Below are 12,595 nucleotides of genomic sequence, written 5' to 3'. Positions count from 1 at the left end.
ACGTAAGGCACTAATATGGCTCAATTCGCGCTGACAGCAGGCGTACAGGCCGCCGAGGAAGAGCACAACATTCTTTTCCCCGCCGTCTACGACTGGTCGCTGTCGCTCATCATCTTCCTCGTTCTGCTCATCTTCGTGTGGAAGGTCATCGTACCCAAGCTGCAGAAGACGCTGGACGAGCGCTCAGAGAAGATCGAGGGCGGCATCCAACAGGCGCAGAAGGCACAGGAAGAGGCCTCGGCTGCACTGAACGCCTACAACGCGCAGCTGGCCGAGGCACGCGTCGAGGCTCAGAAGATTCGGGATGCCGCCCGATCAGAGGGTGCGCAGATCGTCGCCGAGCTCAAAGAGCAGGCGACGGCCGAGGCCCAGCGAATCAGCGACCAGGCTCACGCTCAGATCGCTGCCGATCGCAAGACCGCCTTCGACCAGCTCAAGAGCGAGATCGGCGTGCTGTCGGTCGACCTGGCGTCTCAGGTCGTCGGTCAGTCGCTCGAAGACGACCAGAAGTCGAAGGCCGTCGTCGATCACTTCCTCGCTGACCTCGAGAAGTCGGAGGCCAAGTAGGCATGGGCAGCGCCACCGCACACTCACTCGAGCATGCTCGACAGATTCTCACCGCCGACACCCGGGTTCGTGGCTTGGAGGCCGCGGGTGGGATCTTCGAGGTCGCCGACGCACTGGGCGAGAGCACGCAGCTTCGCGGGCTCATCGCCGACCCTTCCACTGACGAGCAGCTGCGTGTCGGCCTGATCACTCGTCTGTTCACCGGCAGGGTGGCAGATGACGTGGTCGCATTCGTCGAGAAGACCGCAGCACTGCGCTGGTCGAACGACGACGAGTTCGTCGCATCGATCGAGGCTCTCGGTGAGACGGCGGTGGCGCTGACGGCTCAGCAGGACGGCACCCTGGAACGGTTGGAAGACGAACTCTTCCAGGTCGCCCAGGTGTTCGAAGGCAGCCGCGAGCTGCAGCTGAGCCTCTCACACCCGGGAGAGCACCCAGAGGCCGAGCGTCAGCTCGTGGCTCGCCTCTTCGGGCAGCAGGCTCTGCCTGCGACCACACTTCTGGTGACCCGCGCCGTCAGCAGCGTGCGCGGCAGCAAGGTCGCACGTCGACTGCACGAGATCGCCGAGCGAGTCTCAGCGGTCGCCGGCAGACAGGTCGCAGACGTGACCTCGGCGCGCGCGCTCTCCGAGTCGCAGCGAGCCGCTCTGGCTCAGGCGTTGCAGAACGAGGCGGGCGGCCCCGTTCACGTCAACGTGTCAGTCGACCCCGCCCTCGTCGGCGGCGTCGTCGTCCGCCTCGGCGACACCCTGATCGACTCATCGGCTCGCACGAAGCTGTCTCAGCTTCGACAGGCCATCGCGTAGTCGACTTCGACAGGTACTGAACAGGTCTAGATCGGGGCCGGCGGCCCCACCAAATGTAAGGAAGATGATGGCAGAAGTAGCAATCAGCCCCGAAGAGATCCGGGGTGCTCTCAAGGAATTCGCCGAGGGGTACCAGCCAGCCTCCTCGACGAAGGCCGAGGTGGGCTACGTACTCAGTGCCGCCGACGGCATCGCCCACGTCGAGGGCCTGCCAAGCGTGCAGGCCAACGAGCTGGTGCGCTTCGAGAACGGCGTGCTGGGTCTGGCCCAGAACCTCGACGAGCACGAGATCGGCGTCGTCGTTCTCGGTGAGTTCGTCGGCATCGCCGAGGGGCAGCGCGTCGAGCGCACCGGCGAGGTGCTCTCTGTGCCGGTCGGCGACGAGTTCCTCGGGCGAGTCATCGACCCGCTCGGCAACCCGATCGACGGTCTTGGCGAGATCAACGCTGAGACCCGACGCGAGCTTGAGCTGCAGGCTCCCAACGTGATGAGCCGCAAGAGCGTCGACGAGCCGCTGCAGACCGGCATCAAGGCGATCGACGCCATGATCCCGATCGGTCGGGGCCAGCGCCAGCTGATCATCGGCGACCGTCAGACCGGTAAGACCGCAATCGCGATCGACACCATCATCAACCAGCGCAAGAACTGGGAGTCGGGCGACCCCAAGCAGCAGGTGCGCGCGATCTACGTCGCCATCGGTCAGAAGGGCTCGACCATTGCCAGCGTCAAGGCTGCGCTCGAGAAGGCTGGCGCGATGGAGTACACCACCATCGTCGCCTCGCCTGCGTCGGATCCGGCCGGCTTCAAGTACCTGTCGGCTTACACCGGTTCGGCGCTGAGCCAGCACTGGATGTACCAGGGCAAGCACACCGTCATCGTCTATGACGATCTGTCAAAGCAGGCTGAGGCCTACCGTGCCGTCTCGCTGCTGCTGCGCCGTCCGCCGGGCCGCGAGGCATACCCCGGCGACGTGTTCTACTTACACTCCCGTCTGCTGGAGCGTGCGGCCAAGCTCTCTGACGAGCTGGGCGGCGGCTCGGTGACCGCACTGCCGATCATCGAGACCAAGGCGAACGACGTCTCGGCCTATATTCCGACCAACGTGATCTCGATCACCGACGGTCAGATCTTCCTGCAGTCCGACCTCTTCAACGCCAACCAGCGTCCGGCCATCGACGTCGGCATCTCGGTCTCTCGAGTCGGCGGTGACGCGCAGCGCAAGCACATCAAGAAGGTCTCGGGAACGCTCAAGCTCGAGCTCGCCTCGTATCGCGACCTCGAGGCCTTCGCGATGTTCGCGTCAGACCTCGACGCCGCGTCGAAGCAGCAGCTGAACCGCGGTGCACGTCTGACCGAGCTGCTCAAGCAGCCGCAGTACTCGCCGTATCCCGTCGAAGACCAGGTCGTCTCGATCTGGCTGGGCACCACCGGCAAGCTCGACGACGTGTCGGTCGAGAACGTGCTGCGGTTCGAGGGCGAGTTCCTCGACTACCTGAAGCGCAACACCGATGTGCTCGATGTGCTGCGTGAGTCGGGCAAGCTCGAAGACGAGACGAAGGCGAAGCTGGAGTCGGCAGTGGCCGAGTTCAAGAAGAACTTCGTCGAGTCAGACGTGCAGGGGCTGTCCGCACCTGGCACCGAAGACGACGCCGCGCTCGACGAGAGCAAGGTCGGTCAGGCCAAGCTCGTCAAGCCGAGCAAGTAGCCGAGAGACGAGGGAGTAACACATGGGAGCGCAGCTTCGCGTCTACAAGCAGAAGATCAAGTCTGCTCAGACGACTAAGAAGATCACCCGCGCCATGGAGCTCATCGCAGCCTCCCGCATTCAGAAGGCTCAGCAGCGCACCGACGCCGCCCGACCGTACGACGAGGCAATCACTCGCGCGGTCGGTGCGGTGGCGGCGCTGTCGGGAGACATCGATCATCCTCTGCTGCGTGAGCGGGAGCAGATCCGCCGCAGCGCGGTCGTTGTGTTCACTTCTGACCGCGGTCTGGCCGGTGCGTTCTCATCAGCGATTCTGAAAGAGACCGATCGCTTGGCCAATATGCTTCGGCAGAACGGTCGCGAGGTCGACTTCTACCTGATCGGGCGCAAGGCGGTCGGCTACTTCCAGTTCCGCGATCGTGAGTTCGTGCAGAGCTGGACGGGTGACACCGACAAGCCGAGCACCGAGGTCGCTCACGAGATCGGCACGGCGGTGGTCGACTCCTACCTCAAGGGTGGGGCAGAAGGCGGTGTGGACGAGATCCACTTGGTCTACACCAAGTTCCTCAACAGGGTGTCGCAGACTCCAGACGTGCTGCGGCTGCTGCCGCTCGAGGTCGTCGACGCCACCGGCGAGCACGCCGAGAAGCGCGAAGAGCCCCTCTACGAGTTCGAGCCGGATCCCGACGAGGTGCTCAGCCTGCTGCTGCCGCGCTACATCGGATCGCGCATCTACCATGCGCGACTCGAGTCGGCTGCCAGTGAGCACGCGAGCCGCCAGAAGGCCATGAAGTCGGCCTCTGACAACGCCGACAAACTCATTCGCACCTACTCGACGTTGATGAACAACGCTCGACAGGCCGAGATCACCCAGCAGATCAGTGAGATCGTCGGTGGCGCCGACGCCCTCGCCAACTAGACGACGACACAGAAGAGAAGAGAGACATGGCAACTGCATCAAGCACCCAGACGCCGGCGGCCGAGGCCACCGGTAACGTCGGGCGCATCGTGCGAGTGACCGGCCCGGTGGTCGACATCGAGTTCGCTCACGACGCGCTGCCCCCGATCAACAACGCTCTGAGCACCGAGGTCACCGTCGGCGCCGAGACGTACACGATCACCTTCGAGGTTGCTCAGCACCTCGGCGACGATCTCGTGCGCGCCATCGCGCTGAAGCCGACTGACGGCCTCGTTCGCGGCCAAGTCGTGTTCGACTCCGGCTCACCGATCACGGTGCCGGTCGGCGACGCGACGAAGGGCCACGTGTTCAACGTGACCGGCGACGTGCTCAACGCCGCAGACGGCGAAGAGATCAACTTCGAGAAGCGCTGGTCGATTCACCGCGAGCCTCCGCGCTTCGACCAGCTCGAGTCGAAGACCCAGATGTTCCAGACGGGCATCAAGGTCATCGACCTGCTGACCCCGTACGTGCAGGGCGGCAAGATCGGTCTGTTCGGCGGTGCCGGCGTCGGCAAGACCGTGCTGATCCAGGAGATGATCGCTCGAGTGGCCAAAGACCACGACGGCGTCTCGGTCTTCGCCGGTGTCGGTGAGCGCACCCGTGAGGGCAACGACCTGATCCATGAGATGGACGACGCCGGGGTGCTCGACAAGACCGCCTTGGTCTTCGGCCAGATGGACGAGCCGCCGGGCGTGCGCCTTCGCGTGGCGCTCTCGGCCCTGACCATGGCGGAGTACTTCCGCGATGAGCAGGCTCAAGACGTCCTGTTGTTCATCGACAACATCTTCCGATTCACGCAGGCCGGTTCAGAGGTCTCGACTCTGCTGGGTCGCATGCCTTCGGCCGTGGGCTACCAGCCCAACCTGGCTGACGAGATGGGTCTGCTGCAGGAGCGCATCACCTCGACGCGTGGTCACTCGATCACGTCGCTGCAGGCGATCTACGTTCCCGCCGACGACTACACCGACCCGGCTCCGGCGACGACGTTCGCGCACCTCGATGCGACGACGAACCTGACCCGCGACCTGGCCAGCCGTGGTCTGTACCCCGCGGTCGATCCGCTCGCTTCGACCTCGCGCATTCTCGATGCGCAGTACGTCGGGCAGGAGCACTACGATGTCGCGATCCGCGTCAAGCAGATTCTGCAGAAGAACAAAGAGCTGCAGGAGATCATCGCCATCCTCGGTGTCGACGAGCTCTCTGAAGAAGACAAGATCGTGGTCGAGCGTGCTCGCCGCATCGAGCAGTTCCTGTCGCAGAACACCTACACCGCCGTGAAGTTCACGGGCGTCGAGGGGTCGACCGTGCCGATCAAAGACACGATCGAGGGCTTCCGCGCCATCGCAGACGGCGAGGTGGACAACATCCCAGTGCAGGCCTTCTACAACGTGGGTCCGCTCGACGATGTGTTCCGCAAGTGGGATCAGATCAAGAAGGAACTCGGAGAGTAAACCATGGCTCAGTCATTCGACGTCGAGATCGTCTCGGCAGAGAAGCTCATCTGGTCTGGCCGTGCCACGCAGATCACCGCCCGCACCATCGAGGGCGAGATCGGCGTGCTGGCCGGCCACGAGCCTCTGCTGGCCGTGCTGGGCGATGGCCCCGTTCGAGTGACCCTGGAAGACGGCAAGACGGTCGAGGCGACCGCCGCTGACGGCTTCCTCTCGGTCGAACGCCACGCTGTGCGAGTCGTCGCTCGCGTGGCCGAGCTCGCCGCCTGAGCTCACCGGCCGGAGCCGAGCGCTCCGCTCTGATGTGTCCGAAGGGCGTCCACCTCTGGGTGGGCGCCCTTCTTGCTTTCGCCTGCCGGCCGTCCGGCCGCAGACGGAGCGATCCGTCACCCAACACGATATGCGCACCAGTGAAGAGGCCCTGAGCAATGCCGATGAGGCAAGACCCCGCAACCAGCACAGATGACGCGGACGACAGCACCAGGAGCCTGCCAGAGACCCGCTCGACTGCATGTCCACAGCGCAGAGCCGGCATCATGCTGCTGCTGCCGCCGAGCGAGACGAAGTCTGCGGGCGGCGATCGGCCCTCACTCGACATGACGCGACTCTCGTTCGCATCAACACTCACCGCCGCACGCCGACAGACGATTCACTGGCTGACGCAGCTCTGCGCCGATCCCGACTCTGCGGCTCAGGCGCTGCGCCTGACCGTGCGCCAGGCCCGCGCACTGCAAGACGATCGACATCTGGACACGGCTGCCACAACACCCGCCGTGCAGCGCTACACCGGCGTGCTGTACGACGCGATCGGCGAACAGACGCTGGCCCCGCCGATGCGCTCCTGGCTCGGAGCCCACGTCTTCGTGCAGTCAGCCCTCTTCGGGCTGATCTCGCTGAGCGACGAGATTCCGACCTACCGCCTCTCGGCCGGCACGCGAAAGTCGGTCTACGACCTCAACGCCGCCTGGCATGAGCCGTGCACCGCAGTGCTGCAGCGTCGGCTCGCAGAGGGAGCGACTGTGATCGACCTGCGCTCGAAGTCGTACGCGGCGCTGGCACCGCTGCCGGAGCATCCGCACGCGCACGTCGTAGAGGTCGTGGTGCGAGACGAAGACGGGCGGCATCGGCCGCTGAACCACTTCAACAAGAAGTCGAAGGGGGCGTTCACCCGGGCTCTGGCCGAGTGCGCCGACGAGCGTGCGGCGGATGCGATGGTCGTCGACAACGACCGGTCACTGCTGGCCGCGGCGGCCGATCGCATCGGGGCACGACTCATCTGCGACGGCGAGGGTGCCGACTGGCTGCTCGAGATCGTGAAGAGATAACTCTCAACGCGTGGTCAGAGCGGCTGGATCTGCGATTCGATCTGGCGGTTGAGCTCGGCGACGATCGGGCAGCTCGCGCAGCCGATCCAGACTTTGAACTCGCTCGGGTCGTCGAAGTCAGGGGCAGTGAGAAACTCACTGCGCCACAGATCGATGGCCTGCGCGAGCGCCGCGCCGTGAGCATCGTCATGCGAGGGAATCCAGTGCACGCTCACGCGGGTCGGTCCGTGCAGGACGACGGGTTCGGAGTGCTCGGGGGAGTATTCGATGAAGACCTGGCCATGGGCACGTTGAGGCAGGGCCGACAGCATGAGCTGGATCACTGCGAGGTCGCTGTCGTCTCCGGCGATCATGAAGCGTCGTGACTGTGACGGGTGCCACGCTGACGCTGAATACTCGATACTCATAACGACCACAGTCTAGGTTAGGTGAACCTCAAAAGGGAAGACTCTCTGTGAAAAGGGCATGGAGAAGCCGATCGGCGCCTGCGCAGCGGCAGAACATCTGCTGAATCCGAGCGCCGGTTCTCGAGCGCCCGCGCCCGTCGACAGGCCGACCTCGGCGATCACCCGTACACTGATACCGGTGTCTGTCGTCGCCGGGGGCCTCGCCGCCGAGCCCGAGACATCTCTGATCCCACGTGGGAAAGGCATTCGATGACCCTGATTGGTGCTGCGCAAGGCAGTTTCGAGACGAGGCTGCCAGACGGCGGTCGTCTGCGTGCACGCTGGGGCGCACTGACCGACACCGGTCTGCTGCGGCAGCGCAACGAAGACAGCGTGGTGGCGACTGAGGCGGTGCTCGCCGTCGCCGACGGCATGGGCGGGCACGAAGCCGGCGACCGTGCATCCGCAGCCATCGTCGAAGAGCTCTCGCAGCTCGACCCAGACTCCTCGCCGCAAGACATCTATGCGGCTCTTCGACGCGCCAGCGACGACGTCGAGCAGATCTCGGCCGCTTCAGGCGGGCAGTCGGGCTCCACGGTCACCGGGGTGGCCTTCGACATCGTCAAGGGTGAGCCGGGCTGGCTGGTCTTCAACATCGGTGACTCGAGAACCTACGGCTTCTATGAGGGGCAGCTGCGTCAGGTCACGCATGATCACTCGGTCGTGCAGGGGCTGGTCGACAGCGGGCAGATCGCCGAGAAAGACGCCGAACGTCACCCGGCGCGCAACTCGATCACCCGTGCCATCGGCTTCGGCATGGATCCTCGGCCCGACTTCTGGCATCTGAACCTGGTGCCGCAGGTGCGGCTGCTGGTGTGCTCCGACGGGCTCACGAAAGAGGTCTCGAACGAGCGCATCGAAGAGATTCTGCGCGACAGCGACGACGTCTTCGTCGCGGCGGAGCGACTCGTCGAGCAGGCACTCGAGAACGGCGGCCGAGACAACGTCTCGGTGATCGTGATTGATTCCAGCGTCACTGCGGCCTCGACCGCACCCGCTGAGGCAGAGGCCGACGCTGAGGCAGAGGCCGACGCTGCGGCATCGGCCGAGGGGCGAGGCGACGCCGCCGAATGAACCGCAGAGTCATCGTTCTGGGTGCGACCGGGTCGATCGGCACGCAGGCGCTGGATCTCCTCGAGACGACCGACCGATTCGAGATCGTCGGTCTTGCCGCCGGTCACGACACAGCGGCGTTCCGCGACCTGGCCAGGCGCCACGGCTGCCGTGATCTCGCCGTCGCCGCGACGCTCGGCGCCGAGAGTGCGGGCGGTCGCGGCGACCCGATGGTGACGATTCGTCATGGCGCGGATGCCGCGGTGCGGCTGGTGCGCGAGGTGACGGCCGACGTGGTGCTGAACGCCATCGACGGCGCCGCGGGTCTGGCGGCGACGCTGGCCGTGCTGCACAGCGGTGCGACGCTGGCGCTGGCGAACAAGGAGAGCCTGGTCATCGGCGGCGACCTGGTCGAGGCTGCAGCCGCGCCCGGGCAGATCGTGCCCGTCGACTCCGAGCACTCCGCGATCGCCCAATGCCTGCGGGCTGGCGACCGACGTGAGGTCTCCCGACTCGTCCTCACGGCATCCGGCGGTCCGTTCCGCGGCTGCAGCCGTGCCGAGCTCGCAGGTGTGACGCCACAGCAGGCGCTGCGGCATCCCACTTGGAGCATGGGGTCGCTGGTGACCGTCAACTCGGCGACGATGGTGAACAAAGGGCTCGAGATCATCGAGGCGCACTATCTCTTCGGCACGCCGTACGAACGGATCGACGCTGTGGTGCATCCGCAGTCGATCGTGCACTCGATGGTGCAGTTCATCGACGGTGCGACGATCGCGCAGGTCTCGCCGCCCGACATGCGGCTGCCGATCAGCATGGCGTTCGACTGGCCGCACCGGTTCGTCGACGCGGTGCCTGCGCTCGACTGGTCGCAGGCGCAGCAGTGGTCGTTCGAACCGATCGACCATGAGGCGTTTCCCGCTGTGCGGCTCGCGAAGCGGGTGGGAGAGCGTGCAGGCACCTGGCCGGCGGTCTTCAATGCGGCGAACGAGGTCATGGTCGCCGAGTTCCTCGCCGGGCGCATCGGTTTCACCGCGATCGTGGAGGGAATCTCGACGGTGCTCGAACAGTGGAGCCCGCCGAACGCGCCGCTCTCGGTCGAGGGCGTGTTCGCGGCCGACCGGTGGGCGCGACGAGCAGCACATGCGGTCGTGGCCGGTGCCGATGCGGCTGCACTCGACGGTGACTGAGCACGTCTCGAATCGTCAGCTCGCTCACAGCAATCAGGTCTAGGCTCGGTCATCATGCAGGTTCTCTGGTACATCATCGGCATCGTCGCGATCGCCCTCGTCGTGGCTGCGTCGATTGCCCTGCATGAGCTCGGGCACCTGTTCTGGGCCAAGCGCTTCGGCGTTCGCGTCAACCAGTACATGATCGGCTTCGGCCCGACGGTGTTCTCCTGGCGACGCGGCGAGACCGAATACGGCTTCAAGGCGATTCCTCTCGGCGGATACATCTCGATGATCGGCATGTACCCGCCGGCCAAAGACGCGAGGCCGAACGGCGAGCCGGTGCGGGTCTCCCGGTCACGCCTCGCCGAGATGGTGCGCAGTGCGCGGCGTGTCAGCGCAGAGACCATCCCCCCGGGCGAAGAGCACCGTGCGTTCTACCGCCAGGCGGTCTGGAAGCGACTGCTGATCATGCTCGGCGGCCCGCTGATGAATCTGATCATCGCACTGGTCTGCTACGCCGTGCTGATCAGCGCCTTCGGCACGGTGCAGTCGACGACGTCGCTGGCGAGCGTCAGCCAGTGCGTGCTGCCCACGACCGAGCAGCGCAGCGACTGCCGCCCCGATGATCCGGCTGCTCCCGGCGCCGAAGCAGGATTGCAGCCGGGCGACCAGCTGCTCGTCATCAACGGTGAAGACGTCGAACGGTGGAGTGACGTGCAGTCGATCGTGCAGCCACTCGCCGGTCAGACGGTCAGCGTGACCCTGCTTCGCAACGGGCAAGTGCAGACGGTGAACCTGACGCCGCAGCCAGTCGAACGATTCGTCTATGACAGGTTCGGTCGAGTCGAGCGCGACGCCGACGGGCAGAAGAAGACTGAGACGGTCGGCTTCATCGGCATCGCGCCCACATCAGAACGCGTGCGTCAGCCGGTGACCGCCGCCATCCCCGCGATGCGGGACAACCTGCAGCTGGCGTGGGAGGGCATCATCTCGATGCCGCAGAAGCTCGTCGGAGCCGCTCAGGCGGCCTTCGGCAGCGAGGCCCGCGACCCCGACGGGCCGATGAGCATCGTCGGCGTGGGGCGGGTCGCCGGCGAACTCACCGCCAGCGACCAGATCGGTGTGACTGACAAGGCCGCCAGCCTGGTGGGTCTGGCCGCATCGCTGAACGTGGCGCTCTTCGCCTTCAACATGATTCCGCTGATGCCGCTCGACGGCGGGCACATCATCGGTGCGCTCTACGAAGGGCTGCGCCGCAGCATCGCACGCCTGTTCGGGCGTCGAGACCCGGGGCCGTTCGACACCGCACGCCTGATGCCGCTGACCTTGGTCGTCTTCGGCGCGCTCACCCTGATGGGCGTGCTGCTGATCTACGCCGACCTCGTGAAACCGATCCAGGTGCTCGGCTGATGCGGCAGACACCGGTCAGCCTGACCGCAGCAGAAGCAGACCGTACCGGTCAGGCGTTCTAGACTTGCAGAGCATCGGCGCGTCGTGCGTCGAACGAAGGAGGCCATCGTGACCGCTGTCGACCTCGGGATGCCCAAGGGGCCGGCCCGCGTGCTGGCGCACCGACGCAAGACCCGTCAGATCCACGTCGGAAAGGTCCCCGTCGGCGGTGACGCCCCGATCAGCGTCCAGTCGATGTGCACCACCAAGACCACCGACATCGGCGGCACGCTGCAGCAGATCGCCGAGCTCACCGCGGCCGGCTGCGACATCGTGCGCGTTGCCGTGCCCAGTCAGGATGACGCCGACGCGCTGCCGATCATCGCGCAGCAGTCCAACATCCCCGTCGTCGCAGACATCCACTTCCAGCCTCGCTACGTCTTTCAGGCGATCGAGGCGGGCTGTGCCGCAGTGCGTGTCAATCCCGGCAACATCCGCAGATTCGACGACAAGGTCGCCGACATCGCCAAGGCTGCCTCAGACGCGGGCGTCGCTCTGCGCATCGGTGTCAATGCCGGCTCGCTCGACAAGCGCCTGATGCAGAAGTACGGCAAGGCCACGCCGGAGGCCATGGTCGAGTCTGCCGTCTGGGAGGCGTCGCTCTTCGAGGAGGTCGGCTTTCACGACTTCGCGATCTCGGTGAAGCATCACGACCCGGTCGTGATGATCGAGACCTACCGCATGCTCTCGGAACAGGGCGACTGGCCGCTGCACCTCGGGGTGACCGAGGCAGGGCCGGCGTTCCAGGGCACCATCAAATCGTCGGTGGCGTTCGGCGTGCTGCTGGCGCAGGGCATCGGCGACACGATACGGGTGTCGCTGTCGGCGCCGCCGATCGAAGAGGTGCGCGTCGGTCTCAAGATTCTCGAGTCGCTGAATCTGAGGGAGCGCAAGCTCGAGATCGTCTCGTGCCCGTCGTGCGGTCGAGCCCAGGTCGACGTCTACACCCTGGCTGAGCGCGTCACTGCGGGCCTCGACGACCTGAAGGTGCCGCTGCGCGTGGCCGTCATGGGCTGCGTGGTCAACGGGCCGGGTGAAGCCCGCGACGCCGATCTCGGCGTGGCCAGCGGCAACGGCAAGGGGCAGATCTTCGTCAAGGGCGAGGTGGTCAGAACGGTGCCCGAGGCCGACATCGTCGAGACGCTCATCGCCGAGGCGAACCGGCTCGCCGAGGGCATGACGCCCGCTGAGGGCGTCGGCGTCGAGGTGGTGACGGCATGAGCGATCAGAGAGCGGTTCCCGACGGCATGCGCGGCTTTCGGCCGATGGGCATCGTGTCGGCGGTCATCGGGCTGGTGCTCGTCTTCGTGCAGTTCGACGGCCAGGCGGTGCTGCTGCATCGCATCTTCGGCATGGCCGTTGTCGTCATGTCGATCATCATGGCCTCGCTGATGTATCGCACCCGGCATCGCGTCTGGGGCATCGCCCTGAGCTTCGTCGCACTGGTGTTCCTGCCGCTCTGGCAGATGCAGATGTGGCTGTGGTGGATTCTCGACGGCCTCTGCGTCGTGATCCTGATCGCCGCGGCGATTCGTTTCAAAGGGCCGCCGCCTGAGAAAGACCCGGACAATCTGCCCGATCGCTTCATGTGAGACGACTGGGGCGACGCGGTACGATGAGAGCTGGCTGCTCACAGCGAACAGCCGAGACCGTTCAGAGA

Annotated in this window: 13 protein-coding genes; 12 read left to right on the top strand and 1 reads right to left on the bottom strand. The window is 65.5% G+C overall.

The window, feature by feature from the left end; translation table 11 throughout:
* Positions 1-15: 15 nt before the first annotated feature.
* The 7 genes from LRX77_RS03050 (at position 16) to LRX77_RS03020 (ending at position 6,815) form a co-directional block, all read left to right on the top strand.
* The gene (locus LRX77_RS03050; protein WP_231831367.1) at positions 16-567 is read left to right on the top strand and encodes a F0F1 ATP synthase subunit B; all 552 of its coding nucleotides are present in this window, start codon (positions 16-18) and stop codon (positions 565-567) included.
* Between the two features lie 2 nt (positions 568-569).
* Complete coding sequence (locus tag LRX77_RS03045) at positions 570-1,373, top strand: F0F1 ATP synthase subunit delta (protein ID WP_231831366.1); 804 nt, start codon at positions 570-572, stop codon at positions 1,371-1,373.
* 67 nt (positions 1,374-1,440) lie between these two features.
* Positions 1,441-3,078, top strand: a complete 1,638-nt coding sequence (atpA, locus tag LRX77_RS03040; protein ID WP_231831365.1) for a F0F1 ATP synthase subunit alpha — start codon at positions 1,441-1,443, stop codon at positions 3,076-3,078.
* A 22-nt stretch (positions 3,079-3,100) separates the two neighbouring features.
* Positions 3,101-3,997, top strand: coding sequence for a F0F1 ATP synthase subunit gamma (locus LRX77_RS03035; RefSeq protein WP_231831364.1), 897 nt, complete (start codon positions 3,101-3,103; stop codon positions 3,995-3,997).
* A 26-nt stretch (positions 3,998-4,023) separates the two neighbouring features.
* A complete protein-coding gene (gene atpD, locus LRX77_RS03030) occupies positions 4,024-5,490 on the top strand; it encodes a F0F1 ATP synthase subunit beta (RefSeq protein ID WP_231831363.1) in 1,467 nt (488 codons plus the stop codon).
* 3 nt (positions 5,491-5,493) lie between these two features.
* Positions 5,494-5,760, top strand: coding sequence for a F0F1 ATP synthase subunit epsilon (locus LRX77_RS03025; RefSeq protein ID WP_231831362.1), 267 nt, complete (start codon positions 5,494-5,496; stop codon positions 5,758-5,760).
* A 266-nt stretch (positions 5,761-6,026) separates the two neighbouring features.
* The gene (locus LRX77_RS03020) at positions 6,027-6,815 is read left to right on the top strand and encodes a YaaA family protein (protein ID WP_231831361.1); all 789 of its coding nucleotides are present in this window, start codon (positions 6,027-6,029) and stop codon (positions 6,813-6,815) included.
* Positions 6,816-6,829: 14 nt separating this feature from the next.
* On the opposite strand, the gene LRX77_RS03015 is transcribed toward LRX77_RS03020, so the two are convergent.
* Positions 6,830-7,222 carry an SIP domain-containing protein gene (locus LRX77_RS03015; RefSeq protein ID WP_231831360.1) on the bottom strand — a complete coding sequence of 131 codons (393 nt, stop codon included), beginning with the start codon at positions 7,220-7,222 and terminating at the stop codon, positions 6,830-6,832.
* Positions 7,223-7,471: 249 nt separating this feature from the next.
* Here LRX77_RS03015 and LRX77_RS03010 point away from each other — a divergent pair, with 249 nt between their 5' ends.
* The 5 genes from LRX77_RS03010 to LRX77_RS02990 all read left to right on the top strand — a co-directional run bounded on the left by LRX77_RS03010 (position 7,472) and on the right by LRX77_RS02990 (position 12,527).
* The gene (locus LRX77_RS03010) at positions 7,472-8,335 is read left to right on the top strand and encodes a PP2C family protein-serine/threonine phosphatase (RefSeq protein ID WP_231831359.1); all 864 of its coding nucleotides are present in this window, start codon (positions 7,472-7,474) and stop codon (positions 8,333-8,335) included.
* Positions 8,332-9,504, top strand: coding sequence for a 1-deoxy-D-xylulose-5-phosphate reductoisomerase (gene dxr / locus LRX77_RS03005; protein WP_231831358.1), 1,173 nt, complete (start codon positions 8,332-8,334; stop codon positions 9,502-9,504). Before LRX77_RS03010 ends, dxr begins: the two co-directional genes overlap by 4 nt.
* Before the next feature lie 54 nt (positions 9,505-9,558).
* A complete protein-coding gene (locus tag LRX77_RS03000; RefSeq protein WP_231831357.1) occupies positions 9,559-10,896 on the top strand; it encodes a M50 family metallopeptidase in 1,338 nt (445 codons plus the stop codon).
* Positions 10,897-11,025: 129 nt separating this feature from the next.
* On the top strand, positions 11,026-12,156 hold the full coding sequence (gene ispG / locus LRX77_RS02995; protein ID WP_231831506.1) for a flavodoxin-dependent (E)-4-hydroxy-3-methylbut-2-enyl-diphosphate synthase: 1,131 nt from the start codon (positions 11,026-11,028) through the stop codon (positions 12,154-12,156).
* The gene (locus LRX77_RS02990) at positions 12,153-12,527 is read left to right on the top strand and encodes a hypothetical protein (RefSeq protein ID WP_231831356.1); all 375 of its coding nucleotides are present in this window, start codon (positions 12,153-12,155) and stop codon (positions 12,525-12,527) included. The genes ispG and LRX77_RS02990 overlap by 4 nt, the downstream gene beginning before the upstream one ends.
* Positions 12,528-12,595 lie beyond the last annotated feature (68 nt).

Origin of the sequence: Pseudoclavibacter sp. 13-3, from assembly GCF_021168475.1 — a bacterium.
GTDB lineage: Bacteria > Actinomycetota > Actinomycetes > Actinomycetales > Microbacteriaceae > Pseudoclavibacter_A.
The sequence above is the reverse complement of the archived record's forward strand: the minus strand, read 5'-3'. Positions and strand labels throughout refer to the sequence as shown.

Excerpts from the sequence above, each read along its gene's own strand:
- LRX77_RS03050 (WP_231831367.1), top strand. The coding sequence starts at position 16 with ATGGCTCAATTCGCGCTGACAGCAGGCGTACAGGCCGCCGAGGAAGAG.
- LRX77_RS03045 (WP_231831366.1), top strand. The coding sequence starts at position 570 with ATGGGCAGCGCCACCGCACACTCACTCGAGCATGCTCGACAGATTCTC.
- LRX77_RS03010 (WP_231831359.1), top strand. The coding sequence starts at position 7,472 with ATGACCCTGATTGGTGCTGCGCAAGGCAGTTTCGAGACGAGGCTGCCA.
- LRX77_RS02990 (WP_231831356.1), top strand. The coding sequence starts at position 12,153 with ATGAGCGATCAGAGAGCGGTTCCCGACGGCATGCGCGGCTTTCGGCCG.
- dxr (WP_231831358.1), top strand. The coding sequence starts at position 8,332 with ATGAACCGCAGAGTCATCGTTCTGGGTGCGACCGGGTCGATCGGCACG.
- LRX77_RS03015 (WP_231831360.1), bottom strand. The coding sequence starts at position 7,222 with ATGAGTATCGAGTATTCAGCGTCAGCGTGGCACCCGTCACAGTCACGA.
- LRX77_RS03020 (WP_231831361.1), top strand. The coding sequence starts at position 6,027 with ATGCTGCTGCTGCCGCCGAGCGAGACGAAGTCTGCGGGCGGCGATCGG.
- atpD (WP_231831363.1), top strand. The coding sequence starts at position 4,024 with ATGGCAACTGCATCAAGCACCCAGACGCCGGCGGCCGAGGCCACCGGT.
- atpA (WP_231831365.1), top strand. The coding sequence starts at position 1,441 with ATGGCAGAAGTAGCAATCAGCCCCGAAGAGATCCGGGGTGCTCTCAAG.
- LRX77_RS03000 (WP_231831357.1), top strand. The coding sequence starts at position 9,559 with ATGCAGGTTCTCTGGTACATCATCGGCATCGTCGCGATCGCCCTCGTC.
- LRX77_RS03035 (WP_231831364.1), top strand. The coding sequence starts at position 3,101 with ATGGGAGCGCAGCTTCGCGTCTACAAGCAGAAGATCAAGTCTGCTCAG.
- ispG (WP_231831506.1), top strand. The coding sequence starts at position 11,026 with ATGCCCAAGGGGCCGGCCCGCGTGCTGGCGCACCGACGCAAGACCCGT.
- LRX77_RS03025 (WP_231831362.1), top strand. The coding sequence starts at position 5,494 with ATGGCTCAGTCATTCGACGTCGAGATCGTCTCGGCAGAGAAGCTCATC.